Raw genomic sequence first — 18,120 nt, 5'->3', positions numbered from 1 at the left:
AGTTCCGACCCCCGATTCTCGGCCGGGGTTCCCCATCTTTACATTTCCTGATTTCCTTCCTTCGCGAAGCCATCAAATTGGCAATCGCAGATGCCATTCATCAAAACATCACAGAAACGTCTAAATCCCGCCATGGCATCGTAACAATCATTCCCTAACCTCTGTGCTCATCAGCCATAACAGATATAGGGAGTTCTTCATGAAATTCATGTTCCGCCAGCCATTGGCTTTCGCCATTGCCAGCCTCTGCGCATTACCCGCCAGCGCCGATTTGTATTTTTCCGAATATGTTGAAGGCAGCAGCAATAACAAAGCGTTGGAAATTTATAACAGCAGCAGCTCGGCGGTTAACCTGAGCAACTATAAAGTGGAAATGTACTTCAACGGCAGCAACAGCGCTGGCTTGACGATTCCCCTCACCGGCAGCATTCCCGCCCGGGGCGTGTTCGTACTCGCACACGGCAGTGCCACTGCAACAATCCTTGCTACTGCCAACCAAACCAACAGCGCAGGCTGGTACAACGGCGACGATGCAGTCGTGTTGAAAAACGGCAATACAATTATTGATAGCATCGGCCAGGTTGGTGTGGACCCGGGCACTGAATGGGGCACAGGTTTGACCAGCACTGCTGACAACACCTTGCGCCGCAAAACATCAATCACCACCGGTGATACCAATGCCAGCAATGCATTCGACCCAAGCGCTGAATGGGAAGGTTATGCGCAAGATACCTTCGATCACCTTGGTACCTATCAAGGCAGCAGCAACGGTGGTGGTAATACTGGCGGCGGCGGTGAAACCGGTAGCTGCGGGCAAGCTGCAACCCTGATCAGCAGTATTCAAGGCGCAGGCGCTAACAGCCCGCTACTTGGCAATAGCGTCAGCATTGAAGGCGTAGTTGTTGCCGATTTCCAAAACGCCGATCAACTCGGCGGTTTTTTTGTGCAGGAAGAAGATGCACAAGCCGATAGCAATTCACAAACCTCTGAAGGTATTTATATCGCAAGCACTACTGCCGTTGCTGTGGGTGATCGTGTACGCGTGAGCGGTGCTGTTGCCGAAACCTTTGGCTTAACGCAATTATCCAGCGCAACCGTTACAGTGTGTGCGAGCGGTCAAACACTGCCAACACCGGCAACGATTTCATTGCCCGTCACTTCTCTGGATGCGTTCGAAGCGATTGAGGGAATGTCTGTTGCGATTACACAAACACTGACTGTTAACGAAACCTATCAATTGGGTCGCTACGGACAAGTGTTACTCGCCAATGGCCGCTTGCAACAACCGACCAATGTTGCCGAACCCGGCACTGCGGCCACTACACTGCAAGCACAAAATAATTTGAATAAATTAATGCTGGATGATGCCAGCAATATTCAAAACCCTGATCCGGTAATGTTCCCGGCACCGGGATTGTCTGCGGAAAACACCTTGCGCAGCGGCGACACAGTTGCAAATTTGCGCGGTGTAATTACCTATGATTTTGGTATTTATCGCATCCTGCCAACCGGCGCGCCGAATTTCGTCCACACCAATTCACGCCCGCTGGCACCCATTGCAGATTCAAACGCGAATTTAAAAATCGCCAGCTTCAACGTGCTCAACTTCTTTAACGGCAATGGCACCGGCGGTGGATTCCCGACTGCACGCGGCGCCAATACAGCAGCGGAATTCGCGCGGCAAAAAACCAAAATTGTTAGCGCCCTCGCCGGTTTGAATGCCGATGTCATCGGCGTGATTGAAATCGAAAATGATGGTTACAGTAACACCAGCGCTATTGCAGAATTAACCTCTGCATTAAATGCAGCCACCGGCACCAGTGTATGGAAATTTGTAAATCCCGGTGTGAATAAAATTGGTACCGATGAAATTGCCGTTGGCTTTATTTATCGCAGCGATAAAGCCACGGCCATCGGCAAAACGGCGATTCTGGATTCCAGTGTCGATGCACAATTTATCGATAATAAAAATCGCCCGGCATTGGCACAAAGTTTCCGCGTGAATAGCAACCGCGCGATTGCCACTGCTGTGGTAAACCATTTCAAATCCAAAGGTTCGGATTGTAATGATATCGGTGACCTGGATATCGGTGATGGTCAGGGTAATTGCAATATCACTCGCACCAAAGCCGCAACAGCATTGGTGAAATGGCTCAGCACTAACCCTACCGGCGTGAATGATCGCGACTATTTAATCATCGGCGATTTGAATGCGTACGCGAAAGAAAATCCCATCACCCAAATACTCAACGGTGGATACACCGATTTGATCCGTAAATTTGGTGGCGATGAAACTTACTCTTACGTATTTGATGGCCAGGCGGGTTATCTCGATCACGGCCTCGCCAGCGCCGCATTAACACCGCAAGTATTGTTTGCGGCGGATTGGCATATCAACGCCGATGAACCTATCAGCCTGGATTACAACACGGAATACAAATCCCCTGCGCAAATTAATGGCTTCTATTCACCGGATGCTTATCGCTCATCGGATCACGATCCACTGGTGGTTTCACTGAACCTGGTGCTGGATCTGGATGGCGACGGCGACGTGGATAAAAACGATGTGCAATTGGTGACTAACGCTCGCGGTGTAATACCAACCGCCTTTGATCAGCGCGATGTCAATGGCGATGGCCTCATCAATGCCCTCGATGCACGCGCACTCACTGCACAATGCACTCGCACCGGTTGTGCGACCAATTAAGAATATAGATGTACGTTTTTCAGGAGAAAAATATGAAACAGTTAAGAAAATTTTTAGTATCGTTGGCAGTATTATTTTCAGTGGATGCCTCTGCAATCAGCATCGATTTAATTGCGGATCACAGCAGCGTCGTTACCGGTGGCACTGTGGTAGTGCAAGCAAAAATCAGTGGCTTGGATGATAACGCTGCGCCATCACTCGGCGTTTACGATCTGGATTTTAATTTTGATAGTCGCTTATTCAGCTTTAAAAATTTGATCTGGGGCGATAGCGATAAAGGCAATCAACTGGATTTAAATGGTTTTGGCAGCTTTCAATCAGCGGGTTCGTCAACCGGTAGCATCAATTTGTTTGAGCTGTCATTCGATGACGCCGATAGTTTGAATACATGGCAAGCCGGTGGATTTACACTGTTCACCCTGGTGTTCGATGCTATCGCTACCGGCACTGGTAATTTCTTCCTGGGTATTAATAGTCTTGGCGATGCCGATGCTAACGCGTTGAGAGCAAGCGCTGGTAACACGCAAGTTGTTGTTGGCTCCGTTCCGGTGTCAGAACCATCCACTTGGTTGCTGTTATTGGGTGCACTGTCGGTTCTTATGCTGCGCGCACGTGCAGCCCAATCCACAAAATAATTACATAAAAAAAAGCCCTGTAAGATCGACACATCGTGTGGTTTTTACAGGGCCTTTCTATTTTTTGCTATCAAGTATCTACATTAATCCTGTTTCCTTGCAATCCCGTATCGTATCGTGATCCACGCCAACATCTTGCTGCACAAGAGTTGAGCAAAACCCCACCTGTTGCACCACAAATCACACCTGAAACAGCAGTAAAATTTTTCAATAATCCAACCCTGTCACACAATTTTACTTTTGTGGATAAATTCGGCGCCGCAATACCGCTTCGTAGCATTTTTATCAAACAGAGGCGCAACTCTTGCTTAAAAATTGGCGAATTTTAATCTGCGAGGGGAACAGCATGGATACCAAGCGTCTATCAGCACTGGATGGCTTACGGGGCATAGCGGCAATCGCCGTTGCGTGCTTCCATTATTTCTATCATTACCACCATGAATATGGCCACAGTTTTGAAGTGCCGGAATGGGTGAGGATTGGCTACTTTGGCGTACATTTATTTTTTCTGGTGAGCGGTTTTGTTATTTTCTGGACGCTTTCACGTAGTAACACTGCATCGACTTTTATCTGGTCGCGTTTCTCGCGTCTGTTTCCAGTGTATTGGGTGGCAGTCACCATCACTTTTCTTGTGATCAATACCATCGGCCCGGCTGACCGGCATGTTTCCGCCAGTGAATTACTGGTGAATTACACCATGTTGCAAGGCTATCTCGGTGTGCCGCATGTCGATGGGGTTTACTGGACGCTGACTCTCGAACTGTCGTTTTATTTCTGGATGCTCATGCTGATGTTATTCGGGCAGCTGCAACGCATTGAATATTGGCTATTGGGATGGATCGGGGTTGCGGTACTTGTTCAAGCCAGCGGGCTGAATGAAATGCTGCCGATGCGGGTTAAATTTGTTTTGCTATTGGATTACATCGGGCTCTTTGCGGCGGGCATTTGTTTTTATCGCATTAAATCCGGCACAGCCAATCGACTCAGTTATGCAGTGATCGCAGCATCCATTGTCAGTGCATTTGTTGCGTATCCAATGGAATTTGCTGTATTGATTGCCGGCTGGCATGCGCTGTTTTACCTGGCGGTGTCCGGCAAGTTGAATATATTTGCCAGCGCCCCGTTTGTATTTATGGGAACGATTTCCTACTCGTTTTATTTGATCCACCAGAATATCGGCTACACCATCATTAACTGGGGATATCAATTCAAAACGTCGCCGTTTATCAGTATAACGATAGCATTCGCAGTAGCGTTTTTCCTCGCCATAGCACTGACATTCCTCATTGAAAAACCGGCGATGAAATATTTGCGTAAACTGGATTTATCGTCGTTTACCGCGCAAAAAATTAGGGCAAAAGTGGGATTGCGCAGCAGCCGTTAAACGTATAACGGCTACTGCAAACAGGAAGGGATTAACTCAGTACAAGGTTATCGCGATGGATTAATTCGTTATCGTCCTGATAACCTAAAATTTCCGGAATCAAACTGCTGGGCTTACCGATAATTTTTTGCGCTTCTTCGGCGTGATAATTTACCAGGCCGCGTGCAATTTCTTTGCCGAGCGAATCTACACAAATCACCATATCACCACGGGTAAATTCACCGCGCACTTCTTTTACGCCGACAGGCAATAAACTTTTGCCTTGCTCGCGCACTACGCGCACAGCACCGTCGTCCAGCACCAAGGTGCCGCGCGTTTGTAATTGTCCGGAAATCCAGCGCTTACGCGCGGCTTGCGGTTGTTGATCGGCCCACAAAAATGTACCGATATTTTCGCCCGCCGCTATACGCAACAATGCATTGTCAATACGACCACCAACAATCACGGTATCCGCACCGGAGCGCGCAGCCACTCGTGCCGCACGCACTTTGGTAATCATTCCACCACGTCCAAGCGCACCGCCGGTTCCACCTGCCATTTGTTCGAGGCACGAATCTACCGCTGCGATTTCACTCAATAGTTGTGCATCAGGATTTGAGCGTGGATCGCTGTCGTACATCCCTTTTTGATCAGTAAGGATTACCAGCAAATCCGCCTCAATTAAATTGGCAACCAATGCACCAAGTGTATCGTTATCGCCAAAACGGATTTCTTCAGTGGTAACCGTGTCATTCTCATTAATCACCGGAACAACATTCAAACTCACCAATGTTTTTAACGTAGAACGTGCATTTAAATAGCGTTGACGCGAAGAGAGATCATCGTGATCCAGCAATACCTGTGCAGTGAGCAAACCGTAGCGCTGGAATTCTACTTCGTAGGTTTGCACCAGGCCCATCTGGCCAACCGCTGCTGCCGCTTGCAGCTGATGAATTTCTGTCGGGCGCGACGACCACCCCAAACGGCGCATACCTGCCGCTACCGCACCGGATGATACCAACACCAATTCAATGCCGCGCAAACGCAGTTCGGCCATTTGCTGCACCCAACCGGCAATCGCCGCAGTATCCAGGCCTTTACCATCGTTGGTTAATAACGCGCTACCAATTTTTACTACCCAGCGTTTCGCATGGGGAATAATGTCTCTTTTGCTCATGAAATAAATGCGCTCGAGAATAATGTGAGTTTTTATAAAGTTGTTTTGTGAAAACACCTGACCTTAATGCAACACGCCCGGAGCAGAGGCCGGGCGTGAGGTTACACTATTTTACGTCGCACCAATCATTAGGGATTAATGATTAACGTAAATAACTTCAACGTCGTAATCCTCCTCGTTGAAATTATCGTCATCGTCTTCACCGCGTGCACGACGTGCTTCGCGTTGGCGCTCACGTAATTCTTCAATGCGATCACGTGCCTCTTGCGCCATTTTTTCTTGCAACTCCAGCTCTCGCTCGCGAGCTTCAGGATTGGATTTTTCTTCTTCCCAGATTTGCTCCAGAAGGTCCATCGCCTTGCCCGCAAGCGGCATTGTGCCTTCGCGATTCAATGCGGAAATACGGAAGACCGGACCAGTCCAGCCCAACTCATCAATCACTGCCTGGCAGCGCGCTTCCACTTCATCAGGCGGCAATAAATCAATTTTATTCAACAATAACCAGCGTTCACGCTTGGCCAAGGTCGGACTAAATTTTTCCAATTCGTGGGCGATCATACGTACATTGTCGGCGGGGCTGGATTCATCAACCGGAGCCATATCCACCATATGCATCAGCACACGGCAGCGTGTCAGGTGCTTGAGGAAACGCACCCCCAGGCCTGCACCTTCGGCAGCACCTTCGATTACGCCGGGAATATCCGCGATCACAAAGCTGCGGTGTTGCTGTACTTTTACCACACCGAGATTTGGCACCAGGGTGGTAAAGGGATAATCCGCCACTTTTGGTTTTGCTGAACTCACCGCGCGGATAAAACTGGATTTACCGGCATTGGGCAAACCGAGCATGCCCACATCAGCAAGCACTTTTAATTCAAGTTTCAAATTGCGCATTTCACCTTCCGTACCGGGCGAGGTTTTGCGCGGGGTGCGGTTGGTACTGGTTTTAAAACGGGTATTGCCCAAACCGTGGAATCCGCCCTGGGCGACTTTGAGTTTTTGGCCGTGCTCCGTTAAATCGCCAAATACTTCTTCAGTATCCAGGTCGATAACCGTAGTGCCTACCGGAACCGGTAAAAATAAATCGGCACCTTTGGCGCCAGTACAATCCTTGCTGCCGCCCTTCTCGCCGTTTTCAGCGCGGTATTTGGGCACAAAACGGTAATCGATCAGCGTGTTCAGGTTTTCGTCGGCCACCAGGTAAACACTGCCGCCATCACCGCCATCACCGCCGTCCGGACCACCTTTGGAAATAAACTTTTCCCGCCGGAAGCTCATGAATCCGTTGCCACCTTTACCGGCTTCGACATGAATTGGGGCTTCATCAACAAATTTCACAACGCACTCCACAGGAAAAAAGAAAAACTGAAAAATAATCGCAAACTGCGAACAGGCTGTTATCAGCCTGAATATAAAAAAGCCCTGACGGAAACGGCAGGGCTTTTTTATTGTTCTTCATTGCCCGCTGCAAGCAGCAAGCCGGTCTATCGGTTTAGCGCAATATTAAACAGCAGGGATGATGCTGACGTATTGACGACCGAAAGCGCCTTTAATTTCGAACTTAACGGTACCGTCCACTTTCGCGAACAGGGTATGGTCTTTACCCAGACCCACGTTTACACCAGCGTGATACTTGGTACCGCGTTGACGAACAATAATGCTGCCACCAGAAATCAATTCACCACCGTAGGCTTTAACACCAAGGCGTTTCGCTTCTGAATCGCGACCGTTACGGGAACTACCTACCCCTTTCTTGTGAGCCATTTTCTAGCCTCCTCAATTAACCTTTGATTGCAGTGATTTTCACTTCAGTGAACCACTGACGGTGACCTTGACGCTTCATGTGGTGCTTACGACGACGGAATTTGATGATCTTCACTTTGTCAGCACGGCCATGGGCAACTACTTCTGCAGTTACGGTAGCGCCATCTACAACAGGAGCGCCAATCTTGACGTCTGCACCGTTGGCAACCAGGTAAACTTTGTTGAATTCAACAACGCCACCGGTGGCGAAATCGATTTTTTCGAGTTTGAGGGTTTCACCCACAACTACGCGATGCTGTTTGCCACCGCTTTCAAAAATTGCATATGCGCTCATTTAATGCTCCAAAAACAACGCTTGGACGACGCGAAGTAGCCGGGCGATATGCCTTGGCATTTGGGACTAGCGTCGTATACCTGATTTCAGGGGCGGCGATTGTATGCCAAGGGCGACTGTCACTGCAAGTCGAAACTGGATATTTTATAGGCAATTCAAGCTCTATTACCCAGCCAGCTCACCACATCTTCCGCCAACATGGGGCGGGCGATTAAATATCCCTGTAGATAATCCACCCCCATGGCAACCAGGAGGTTTTGCTGCTCTTCTGTTTCGACCCCCTCCACCACTACCTTAAACCCAAGACCGCGCGCCATGGAAAACAAGGCGAGCAGTAATTTGCGCGCCCCCTGGTCGAGGGACTGGATAAAGCAGCGGTCGATTTTGATTACGTCGACGGGTAAATAACGCAAATACGCCAGCGATGAATAACCGGTGCCGAAATCGTCAATCGCAATGCTCACACCCAAGGTGCGCACCTGCTCCAGCACGGTACAGATGGTTTCTATATCGCGTGAAAACACACTTTCGGTGATTTCTATTTCCAGTCGCTGCGGCGGCAACCCGGTCAATTCCAATACGCGACGCACATCATTCGCGAGGTCACCCGCCAGAATCTGCTGCACGGAAACATTGACGCTAACCACCGTAGCGCCCGGCCAGGACAGCGCCGCGCGACAGGATTCCAGCAATACCCAACGCCCCAATGGCAAAATCAAGCCACTTTCTTCCGCCACCGGGATAAACATGGCGGGTGATACCGTGCCAAGCTCGGGATCATCCCAGCGCAGCAAGGCTTCCATCTTGCGCGACACACGGGTCATACAAGGTTCAATTGGCTGGAACACCAGCGTTAAACTGCGCATTTCAAGTGCGGCATGTAACGCGAAGCGCAATTTCTGGCGACGACGGATTTCCACTTCCATCACCGCATCAAATAACACGACACCACCGGCACCGCGCTGGCGCAAATCCTGTTTGGCAATGGAAGCCCGGTAGTTAAGGGTTTCCAGGTCCTGCGCATCCTGATCAACCGTCGCAATACCGAGGATTACATCTACCGCAACAGGTCCAATATCCGTTTCGATAGTACTTTGCAGCGTTGCACGCAAAAACACCCCGCGGTCCTGCCAACGCTGCTCAGGATCGCAAAACACCATCGCAAACTCTGCGGTACCGGTGCGCGCCAGCAGGAGTTGGCCGCCACCAAAATCACGTAGCCGGTTGGCAATTGCTACCAACACTTGCTCGCTGGTGCGCGCCCCTTGCAATTCGATCAGATCAAAACGGCGGATTTCTACCGCGACCAGCGCAAGGGGCAAGTCCCTGGTTCGCTCCTGTAAGTGCTGGTGCAATTCGCGTTCAAAAGCGCTGCGGTTAAGCAAACCGGTAAGGCTATCAAGCGCAGCAACCCGCGCCAGTTCACGGGCGTAGCGCTCTTTAAGGGTCATCTCCTGCTCCAGGGTTTCCACCTTTTCATCAAGCTGGGATTGCAAGCTGGATTTATCCCGCTGCAAAGCCTCGCGCTGGGCGAAAACGCTGGCAATCTTGTGGTTGCGCTCCTGCGCCATCAGCAATAAGTGATTGGCGGTCTGGCTGGCTACCCGGGCAAAACCGGTAAGGCCAATAAACAAGGCAATCCCCAACGCCGCGATAACCAGCTCATCGCGCTCCCCCGTGCTGGCAAACATGACTACCAGCGGGCCGATTAATAGCGCGATAAACGCACGGCTCGCCCAGGGCGCCAACGCCAATACATTCACGCTGCCAGCGGCCACCGTCGCCATTACCAGCGCAATGACCAGCCGCTGGGAGGCAGTAGAAACTGGAAAAAAGGTGAGGGAGAAACAGGCCCAAAGTGCGCCCGTTACCAGGGATAAGGTAATGAAGATGCAGGTCGCACGCCGGGATTGCTGCAAATTATCCGCATTGCGCCAACGATAACGCCAGAAGAACCAGCTAACCAGGCGTAAACCACCTGCGCATTGCATCGCACCCCACCAGAACCAGAGTTGCTGGATTTCGCGGTAATACAGCATCAATGCCGAACTGGCAACAAAGGTAAAAACCAACACATTGGGCAGTTGGCGATACATCACCAGCGCTTTTTCATGGGTTAATTCCAGCGCCGCGCGCGATCGCCCAAGCACTGGGGATGAATTTGAGGAATTCATACATGCATCTCCCGATACCAGCTTCATCACTTCAGCAGTCTTACAACCGCAATGAAGATCCCTTGACCGATGCCACGCCTTAGGGCGCGAGCCAGCCCCGCTCACGCATCCAGGCTTCCAGGGCCAGAGGCCAACTGGAAATACTGCCTTGCCCCTGGATCATCCCCACGCCGTGAATGCTGGTTTGGTAGATGTGCAACTCGGATTGTTTATTGTGCTTTTGTACTTCGGTAAAGAAGGCGAGGCTGTTGGTGACCTTTACCGCCTGATCGCCTACGCCATGCAGCATAAACACTGGCGGCACCTTGTCGGTTACCTGAAATTGTAAGGAATTGTCATGCAGCAGCTTGGGATCGGGATTCTCCCCCAGTAATGCCTTGCGCGAACCGGCATGGGCATCAGGACCGTACAGGGCGATAACCGGGTAGCCGAGCACTGCAAAATCCGGGCGGGCACTGATATCTCCGAGGGGATCATTAAGCATATTGGTAAAGGCAGGGCGAGTGGCAATGCTGGCCGCCAGGTGACCGCCCGCAGAGAAGCCGATCACGCCGATCTTGGCGGGATCTATCCCCCAGTCTGCGGCGTTTTTGCGCACCAGACGCACCGCGCGCAAGCCATCCAGTAATGGTGCGGGGAAACCATATTCCTGCATCCGATACCTGGCGACAAATGCAGCTACGCCACGCTCCGCAAACCATTTGGCAATCTCATAACCTTCATGGTCAATCGCCAGGCGCACATACCCGCCACCAGGGAAAATCACGATCGCCGTACCATTAGGCTTTTCCGGCCAGAAAGGGGTAATGGAGGGGTTATCCACTGCATAAAGCCGCTGGTCTTTGATATGTTCGCGGTCAGGTTCAACCAAAGGCTTTTCGGCCCATAGATAAATAGGCTCAGTTGGTAACTCACTCACGGGATCGGCAACTCCAGGCAGGGGCAATAACAGCAATATCAATACACCCAAACGGGTGCGCAGGAATAAGGACATGGCTCTCTCACTTCGTATTGTTATTTGGTCAGGTGAGAGAGAGCTTAGCAAGCAGCCTGGATAAAGTCTGTATAACCCTTAGGCGATATTCACACTCAATGGAATTGGGACTCGTCATCCCCCCACCACTGATGTTCATGCCAATCAACGCGGGTAGGATCAGCGGCGGCGAGCAACAATTGGCCGGTGGCCAACTCCCAATAAACGAATTCCTGCTTCAGGTCGCTCCAGAAATGGCCGGTATCTTCTTTTACATATTCACGTGCAAGCCGCACTTCGTCCCCAAGCATTTCTTCGGCAGTGAGTTCGAGCTTGACCAAATCATCAACCTCGTGGGACAAACCTTCCCTAAATGTTCCCACCGCCCCGGTTTCTTCCGGACTAAATGGCAAATCCATCTGGTTCGTGTGATAGGGGTTGTTAGTGGTTGAAGCAGTTACGCGATCACCGGATTTCATAGAAACACCTCTCTGTTGTACATCAAGATATTTATACCCACACAAGCAATACAGCCTCTATAATCGCAACCTATTTACTTTTCGATATATTAAGTACCCATTTCCCTTTGTAATTAACCATTTATTTACTTTCCGTTATTTTTAAGTATAGGCCGCTAAATTAAATGCAAGAACAATACAATCCCGCCGAAGTCGAAGCCCAGGCCCAACAATATTGGGAAGCCAATGACAGCTTCAAAGTAATAGAAGATACCAGCAAGGAAAAGTTCTATTGCCTGGCGATGTTCCCCTACCCCAGCGGCAAACTGCACATGGGCCATGTGCGCAACTACACCATTACCGATGTAATCGCCCGCTACCAGCGTATGCAAGGCAAAAACGTACTCCATCCGATGGGTTGGGACGCCTTCGGCCTGCCTGCAGAAAACGCGGCGCTCAAGAACAACACCGCGCCAGCGAAATGGACTTACTCCAACACCGACCACATGCGTACCCAACTGAAGCAATTGGGTTTTGGTTTTGACTGGTCACGCGAACTCACCACCTGTACCCCCGAATACTACAAATGGGAACAATGGTTCTTCACCCGTTTGTATGAGAAAGGTTTGGTGTACAAGAAGATGTCCACCGTGAACTGGGACCCGATCGACCAGACCGTACTCGCTAACGAGCAGGTCATTGATGGCCGTGGCTGGCGCTCCGGCGCGCTGGTGGAGCGTAAGGAAATCCCCCAGTGGTTTATTAAAATCACCGATTACGCCGAAGAATTGCTCAATGACCTGGACAAGCTCCCCAACTGGCCAGAACAAGTAAAAACCATGCAGCGCAACTGGATTGGCAAAAGCCGCGGCCTGGAAATGCGTTTTGACCTGGCAGCACCTGTGGGTGAATTTACCGGTTTCGAAATTTATACCACTCGTCCCGATACCCTGATGGGTGTGACTTACGTAAGCCTTGCTGCAGAACATCCAATCGCCAAACATTTGGCTGAAAGCAATCCGGCACTTGCGCAATTTATTGCCGATTGCAAAGTGCAATCCGTGGCTGAAGCCGATATGGCGACCATGGAAAAGAAAGGCATGGATACCGGTATCAAAGCCCTGCACCCGATCACCGGCGAGCCGGTTGCCGTGTGGGTCGCCAACTATGTGTTGATGGATTACGGTTCAGGCGCAGTGATGGCCGTGCCGGCGCACGACCAGCGCGATTATGAATTTGCGCAAAAATATAACCTGGCGATTGAACAAGTGATCGCACCCGCGAATGGCGAAGAAATCGATCTCACCAAAGCCGCTTTCACTGAAAAAGGCGTGTTGGTTAACTCCGGTGAATACGACGGCCTGGATTTCAATGCGGCGTTTGACTCCATCGCCAGCACCCTGGAAATGGCCGATAAAGGCCGGGTAAAAACCAATTACCGTTTGCGTGACTGGGGTGTCTCCCGCCAGCGTTACTGGGGTGCACCGATTCCGATGTTTAACTTGCCCGATGGTGGTGAGATTCCGGTTCCCGCGCACAAGCTTCCGGTATTGCTGCCGGAAGATGTAGTAATGAATGGTGTGCAATCGCCGATCAAAGCGGACCTTGAGTGGAAAAAAGATGAGCTCGATGGCCAATACGTTGAGCGCGAAACCGACACCTTCGATACCTTTATGGAATCCAGCTGGTACTACGCGCGCTACACCTGCCCGAACTTTACAGAGGGCATGATCAACAAAGCCGCTGCCGATTACTGGTTGCCGGTGGATCAATACGTGGGTGGTATCGAGCACGCCATCCTGCACCTCCTCTACTCGCGCTTCTTCCATAAGTTAATGCGCGACGAAGGCCTGGTGAGCGGCGATGAACCTTTCGAGCGCTTGCTCTGCCAGGGCATGGTGAACTCTGAATCTTTCTTTATTAAAAGTGAAGGTAAGGAAAACTGGATTGAACCGGAAAACGTGGTTATCGAACGCGATGACAAAGGCCGGTTTATCGCCGCCAAACACAAAACCACCGGCGAAGCGGTGGAATTTGGTGGCGTGATTAAAATGTCCAAATCCAAAGCCAACGGTGTTGATCCGGAAAGCGTAATCAGCCAATACGGCGCCGATACCGTTCGCCTGTTCACCATGTTCGCCGCCCCGCCAGAGCAAAGCCTGGAATGGAGCGATTCCGGTGTAGACGGCGCGAGCCGTTTCTTGCGTCGCTTGTGGAAAGCGGTTGAAGGCCATGTGAACGCCGGCTCTCCGGGCACACTGGATGTTTCCAGCTTGCCGCAAGCACAGAAAGATTTGCGCCGCAAAACCCACGAGACAATCCAGAAAGTCAGCGATGATTACGGTCGCCGCCAAACGTTTAATACCGCCATCGCGGCAACAATGGAATTGCTGAACGAAACCAGCAAACTCGCCGACCGCGCCAACCCGCAAGGTTTGGCTGTTGAACGCGAAGCACTGGAAGCGGCAATTTTATTGCTCGCACCAATCGTTCCGCACATCACCCAGGCACTCTGGCAAGCACTCGGCCATATCACGATTCCGCTTAATGAGAGCTGGCCTACCCTGGACGAAAGCGCATTAGTGCGCTCAACCGTTGAAGTGGTTGTACAAGTAAATGGCAAGCTGCGCGGCAAACTGGATGTCGCCGTCGACGCGCCAAAAGAACATCTTGAACAATTGGCACTCGAACAGGAAAACGTACAACGCTTCCTTGATGGCTTGACGATCCGCAAAGTGATTGTGATTCCAAATAAATTGGTGAATGTCGTCGCCAGTTAACAAACGAATCCCCCGACGCCCCTGGCCGGGCGGGATTAAGAAACGAGAATGCTATGAAAAAAATTATCGCCAGTTTATTAATTCTTTCGCTATCCGCCTGCGGCTGGCATTTGCGCGGTTCTGCATCCGGTAGCGATAAACTGGCGATGACCCAACCGCTCAATTTAATTATTGAAAGCATCGACAATCACAGCCAACTGGTAAACGCCGTTCGCCAGGCGTTACCCGGTTATAAAATTACCGAAGTCGAAAAAAATACCGCGCAAACACTCACGCTTGATATCGGCAACGAACGCCTTGATAAACGCACCGCCGGTGTAGGCAGCGACGCATTAACCAGCGCGTATGAAATTATTTTGCAAGTGCCATATAGCGTGAGTAATAACGATGTCACTATCACGCCCAAAGATACGAGTGCCAGTATCACCCGCACATACAATTACAACGTGAACAATGCGAATAGTGCCGCACAGGAAGAGGAATTGGTATTGCGCGAAATGCGCCGTGAAGTTGCGCAAACGATTTTACGCCGCGTAAAGAACCTTGCCGCCAGGCAATCAACAACGGCAACATCTGCGCAATCATCTCCCGCTGTAGCGCAATAACATGCCCAAACTACGCGCCGAACAACTGGGGTCCGCACTCACCAAGCAATTGGCGCCGATTTATTTAGTTTCCGGTGAAGAACCATTATTAATCCAGGAATGTTGCGATCAAATTCGTGCGGCCGCACGCAAACACGGTTTTAGCGAGCGCGACCTTTATCACGCAGACACCAGTTTTGATTGGGGCCAACTGCTCGCAGCAGCAAATAGTTTGTCGCTTTTTGCCGAGAAAAAAATTATCGAATTGCGCATGCCTTCCGGCAAACCCGGCGATAAAGGCGGAAAAATTTTGCAGGAATATGCGGAATCGCCCGCGCCAGACAATGTGCTGTTAATCGTCACCGAAAAACTGGATAGCGCCACACAAAAAAGCAAATGGTTTAAAGCGATTGAAGATGCAGGCCAACACATCCAGATATGGCCAATCACCATCGCCCAATTACCGCGCTGGATTGGTTTACGCTTGCAATCAGCCGGCTTGCGTGCGGATAGCGATGCGATTGAATTATTGGTATCGCGAATTGAAGGCAACTTGCTTGCTGCTGCGCAAGAAATTGAAAAATTAAAATTACTCGCACACAACAATCACATCAGCTACGAATTGATGGCCTCCGTTGTGGCAGACAGCGCGCGTTACGATGTATTTGGCCTCGCCGATAAAGCGCTACATGGCGATGCACGTGCCGCCGTAAAAACATTGCAAGGTTTACGCAGCGAAGGCACTGAACCTATCAATGTACTCTGGGCAATCACGCGCGATATACGTACGTTAATTCAAGTTTCACAAGCGGTTGCGCAGGGTAAGCATTTTGATTGGGCAGCGAAACAAGCCGGTGTGTGGGAAAAACGCCAACCGTTAATCCAGGCAGCACTGCGCCGTTTAAAACCGGCACACCTGCAACAATTATTGCGCAAAGCCAACGGCATTGATAAGGCCGTGAAAGGCATGCGCAATGCCGAGCCGTGGGATGAACTACTGGATTTGATTCTGAATATCGCCGGGGTGCAAAGCTTGAATATGCACAATGAACGGCTAAGCTTGAAACATTAAAATCCGGCCCGTTTTTTACAAGAATATTTTTTACAACAACAAGTGCAAACCCGACTGCACAAAAAATATAAAAACACACAGCAAGCATAGATTTTCTGTTGCCGCCAAATCACGGGCAACATGTAACCTACTACAGGAATAACGACTATGACTCTGCGCCACAAAAAATTGCTTTCTGTTTTTACACCTATTGGCATTGGCTTGCTCTGCCAGACAGCTATTGCGTTTTCACCTGTTCCGCCATCTGCTACCCCTTCTGGAATTGTACCCAACAAACGTGCAGTGGATTACGATTGGATGTCGATTAAAACCTGGGACAAACAACACGCTGAAGACACACTGATTGCCACTTATGACCAAGTTGATGTGTTGTTCGTGGGCGATTCAATTACCGCGGGTTGGGATTGGCAAATCTGGGAAAAAAATTTCGCACCATTGAAAGCGGCCAACTTCGGTATCGGTGGCGATAATACCGGCAATGTACTCTGGCGCTTACAACACGGTGCCGTCGGCAATCTGCAACCCAAATTAATTGTGTTGCTAATTGGCGTAAATAATATCGGTGGACTGCAAGAATCACCCGAGCAAGCGGGCGATGGTGTTACGCGCGTAATACAACAGTTGCAATTAGCATGGCCTAACAGCAAGATTTTATTAAACGCCGTATTTCCATTTGACCAGGATGCCAAATCACCTAATCGCACCAAGGTTAAACAGCTCAATAAAATTATCGCCAAACTCGGCAACAATAAAACCATCTTCTTTAAAGATTACGGTCCATTATTGCTGGAAAAAGATGGCAGTATTTCACCTGAAATTATGAAAGACTTTTTGCATCCAACCCCAAAGGGTTACGAAGTCTGGGCCAACGCCATGACCCCGGACATAAACACTTTGCTCAAGCCTTGATGATTCCCCTGAAACGCAATACACATTGCGTTTCTGTTTTTGGAGGGATAAACACCCATGATGAAAACATTTTCTACTTTCACTTTATTGGCCACGACCATGCTTGGCTTAACCGCCTGTACCACCACGCCACCGCCTCCGCAAACCATTCATCTCACCGCCAGTGATAGCATGATTAGCCGCATGGGGCGCACACACACGAATGACGACAAGAGCCAGACTTTTGGTTTTCCCGGCGTTACTTTTGCTACCGAAGTAGAAGGTAAAAAACTGACTGCGCAATTGCAAAGCAGCGGCGGCAATTCCTGGGTTGATGTGATTGTCGATGGCGGCCCACCCAAGGCCGTCAAAATTGAACAGCAGCTAACTGACATCGAATTATTTAATTTTCCGGATGTAGCAAAGCATCGCGTTGAAATTGTGCATCGCTCGGAAAACTGGCATGGCGCGGTCACGCTTAAACAATTTTCGTTAACCAGTGGTGGTTTTTTTGTCGCACCCAAATTACCCAAACGAAAATTATTAATCCTGGGTGATTCCGTTACTTGTGGTGAAGCTATTGATAGAGTGGCGGGCGAACAAAAAAATACGCGCTGGTGGAACTCCCGTGAGTCCTACGGCATGCTCACTGCCAGGGCACTTAATGCACAGGTTAATTTGGTGTGCTGGGGCGGGCGCGGGCTAATTCGCAGCTGGAATGGCAAAACCGATGAAGCCAACCTGCCGGATTTTTATGAGTATGCCGTGGGCGATAATAACCCGGCGATGAAATGGGATCACAACCAATACCAACCGGATTTAATTGTGAGCGCCATCGGCACTAATGATTTCAGCTCCGGTATTCCCGACCGCGAAACCTACGTGACCGCGTACGTGAAATTGCTGAATAAATTATTGGCCAACCACCCGCAAGCGCATATCGCCTTGACCGAAGGCGCCATTTTAAATGGCGAAAAAAAAGCGGCGTTAATTGATTATATTCGTGAAGCTATTTCCCGCGTAAATGATTCACGCGTGCACCAGGTTACCTCCAATCATTATCCCGGCGATGCACAGGATGCACACCCCACCAAAGAGCAGCATGCAGCAATGGCAAAAGATCTGTCGCCGCAATTAAAGGCGTTGATGGATTGGTAAATGGAGAAACGTTGCCATTAAAAAGAGGCAATAAAAAAGGGCGCGATAAGTCG

At 50.1% G+C, this 18,120-nt stretch carries 15 protein-coding genes; 8 read left to right on the top strand and 7 right to left on the bottom strand.

Annotation, left to right across the window (positions count from 1 at the left end; translation table 11 throughout):
* The first annotated feature begins 199 nt into the window (after nt 1–199).
* The 3 genes from A596_RS02485 (at nt 200) to A596_RS02470 (ending at nt 4,726) form a co-directional block, all read left to right on the top strand.
* Nucleotides 200–2,707 carry an ExeM/NucH family extracellular endonuclease gene (locus A596_RS02485; protein WP_152600076.1) on the top strand — a complete coding sequence of 836 codons (2,508 nt, stop codon included), beginning with the start codon at nt 200–202 and terminating at the stop codon, nt 2,705–2,707.
* Nucleotides 2,708–2,739: 32 nt separating this feature from the next.
* The gene (locus A596_RS02480; RefSeq protein ID WP_039912430.1) at nt 2,740–3,342 is read left to right on the top strand and encodes a hypothetical protein; all 603 of its coding nucleotides are present in this window, start codon (nt 2,740–2,742) and stop codon (nt 3,340–3,342) included.
* A gap of 346 nt (nt 3,343–3,688) precedes the next feature.
* Nucleotides 3,689–4,726 (top strand): acyltransferase family protein, encoded by a 1,038-nt coding sequence (locus A596_RS02470; RefSeq protein ID WP_052417165.1) that lies wholly within the window; start codon nt 3,689–3,691, stop codon nt 4,724–4,726.
* 31 nt (nt 4,727–4,757) lie between these two features.
* Here A596_RS02470 and proB read toward each other — a convergent pair whose 3' ends face one another.
* The 7 genes from proB to A596_RS02435 form a co-directional block, all read right to left on the bottom strand.
* Entirely contained in the window at nt 4,758–5,882 is a 1,125-nt protein-coding gene (gene proB / locus A596_RS02465) for a glutamate 5-kinase (RefSeq protein ID WP_039912536.1), read from the bottom strand.
* Between the two features lie 135 nt (nt 5,883–6,017).
* The gene (gene cgtA / locus A596_RS02460) at nt 6,018–7,220 is read right to left on the bottom strand and encodes an Obg family GTPase CgtA (RefSeq protein ID WP_039912427.1); all 1,203 of its coding nucleotides are present in this window, start codon (nt 7,218–7,220) and stop codon (nt 6,018–6,020) included.
* Nucleotides 7,221–7,385: 165 nt separating this feature from the next.
* On the bottom strand, nt 7,386–7,646 hold the full coding sequence (gene rpmA / locus A596_RS02455) for a 50S ribosomal protein L27 (RefSeq protein WP_039912425.1): 261 nt from the start codon (nt 7,644–7,646) through the stop codon (nt 7,386–7,388).
* 16 nt (nt 7,647–7,662) lie between these two features.
* Nucleotides 7,663–7,980 carry a 50S ribosomal protein L21 gene (rplU, locus tag A596_RS02450; RefSeq protein WP_039912424.1) on the bottom strand — a complete coding sequence of 106 codons (318 nt, stop codon included), beginning with the start codon at nt 7,978–7,980 and terminating at the stop codon, nt 7,663–7,665.
* 155 nt (nt 7,981–8,135) lie between these two features.
* The gene (locus tag A596_RS21840) at nt 8,136–10,154 is read right to left on the bottom strand and encodes a putative bifunctional diguanylate cyclase/phosphodiesterase (protein ID WP_052417164.1); all 2,019 of its coding nucleotides are present in this window, start codon (nt 10,152–10,154) and stop codon (nt 8,136–8,138) included.
* Between the two features lie 79 nt (nt 10,155–10,233).
* A complete protein-coding gene (locus A596_RS02440) occupies nt 10,234–11,148 on the bottom strand; it encodes an alpha/beta hydrolase (RefSeq protein WP_039912423.1) in 915 nt (304 codons plus the stop codon).
* Between the two features lie 95 nt (nt 11,149–11,243).
* A complete protein-coding gene (locus A596_RS02435) occupies nt 11,244–11,606 on the bottom strand; it encodes a zinc ribbon-containing protein (RefSeq protein ID WP_039912422.1) in 363 nt (120 codons plus the stop codon).
* Between the two features lie 164 nt (nt 11,607–11,770).
* Between A596_RS02435 and leuS the strand changes: the two genes are divergently transcribed.
* The 5 genes from leuS (at nt 11,771) to axe2C (ending at nt 18,067) form a co-directional block, all read left to right on the top strand.
* Nucleotides 11,771–14,365, top strand: a complete 2,595-nt coding sequence (gene leuS, locus A596_RS02430) for a leucine--tRNA ligase (RefSeq protein ID WP_039912421.1) — start codon at nt 11,771–11,773, stop codon at nt 14,363–14,365.
* Between the two features lie 53 nt (nt 14,366–14,418).
* On the top strand, nt 14,419–14,970 hold the full coding sequence (locus A596_RS02425; RefSeq protein WP_039912420.1) for an LPS-assembly lipoprotein LptE: 552 nt from the start codon (nt 14,419–14,421) through the stop codon (nt 14,968–14,970).
* Nucleotide 14,971: 1 nt separating this feature from the next.
* Nucleotides 14,972–16,021 carry a DNA polymerase III subunit delta gene (holA, locus tag A596_RS02420; RefSeq protein WP_039912419.1) on the top strand — a complete coding sequence of 350 codons (1,050 nt, stop codon included), beginning with the start codon at nt 14,972–14,974 and terminating at the stop codon, nt 16,019–16,021.
* A 147-nt stretch (nt 16,022–16,168) separates the two neighbouring features.
* The gene (locus A596_RS02415) at nt 16,169–16,930 is read left to right on the top strand and encodes a GDSL-type esterase/lipase family protein (protein ID WP_235425600.1); all 762 of its coding nucleotides are present in this window, start codon (nt 16,169–16,171) and stop codon (nt 16,928–16,930) included.
* A gap of 57 nt (nt 16,931–16,987) precedes the next feature.
* Nucleotides 16,988–18,067, top strand: a complete 1,080-nt coding sequence (gene axe2C / locus A596_RS02410; RefSeq protein WP_235425599.1) for a bifunctional acetylxylan esterase/glucomannan deacetylase AxeC2 — start codon at nt 16,988–16,990, stop codon at nt 18,065–18,067.
* Nucleotides 18,068–18,120: the final 53 nt, after the last annotated feature.

This window comes from Cellvibrio mixtus subsp. mixtus J3-8, from assembly GCF_000766945.1.
In the GTDB taxonomy this organism is placed as follows: Bacteria; Pseudomonadota; Gammaproteobacteria; order Pseudomonadales; family Cellvibrionaceae; genus Cellvibrio; species Cellvibrio mixtus_A.
Note: the sequence above shows the minus strand (reverse complement) of the source record. Positions and strands in the feature narration are given on the sequence as shown.

Coding starts and splice junctions, on each gene's coding strand:
- proB (WP_039912536.1), bottom strand. CDS start 5,882: ATGAGCAAAAGAGACATTATTCCCCATGCGAAACGCTGGGTAGTAAAA.
- rplU (WP_039912424.1), bottom strand. CDS start 7,980: ATGAGCGCATATGCAATTTTTGAAAGCGGTGGCAAACAGCATCGCGTA.
- A596_RS02485 (WP_152600076.1), top strand. CDS start 200: ATGAAATTCATGTTCCGCCAGCCATTGGCTTTCGCCATTGCCAGCCTC.
- A596_RS02425 (WP_039912420.1), top strand. CDS start 14,419: ATGAAAAAAATTATCGCCAGTTTATTAATTCTTTCGCTATCCGCCTGC.
- A596_RS02480 (WP_039912430.1), top strand. CDS start 2,740: ATGAAACAGTTAAGAAAATTTTTAGTATCGTTGGCAGTATTATTTTCA.
- A596_RS21840 (WP_052417164.1), bottom strand. CDS start 10,154: ATGAATTCCTCAAATTCATCCCCAGTGCTTGGGCGATCGCGCGCGGCG.
- A596_RS02440 (WP_039912423.1), bottom strand. CDS start 11,148: ATGTCCTTATTCCTGCGCACCCGTTTGGGTGTATTGATATTGCTGTTA.
- axe2C (WP_235425599.1), top strand. CDS start 16,988: ATGATGAAAACATTTTCTACTTTCACTTTATTGGCCACGACCATGCTT.
- rpmA (WP_039912425.1), bottom strand. CDS start 7,646: ATGGCTCACAAGAAAGGGGTAGGTAGTTCCCGTAACGGTCGCGATTCA.
- A596_RS02435 (WP_039912422.1), bottom strand. CDS start 11,606: ATGAAATCCGGTGATCGCGTAACTGCTTCAACCACTAACAACCCCTAT.
- A596_RS02415 (WP_235425600.1), top strand. CDS start 16,169: ATGACTCTGCGCCACAAAAAATTGCTTTCTGTTTTTACACCTATTGGC.
- A596_RS02470 (WP_052417165.1), top strand. CDS start 3,689: ATGGATACCAAGCGTCTATCAGCACTGGATGGCTTACGGGGCATAGCG.
- leuS (WP_039912421.1), top strand. CDS start 11,771: ATGCAAGAACAATACAATCCCGCCGAAGTCGAAGCCCAGGCCCAACAA.
- holA (WP_039912419.1), top strand. CDS start 14,972: ATGCCCAAACTACGCGCCGAACAACTGGGGTCCGCACTCACCAAGCAA.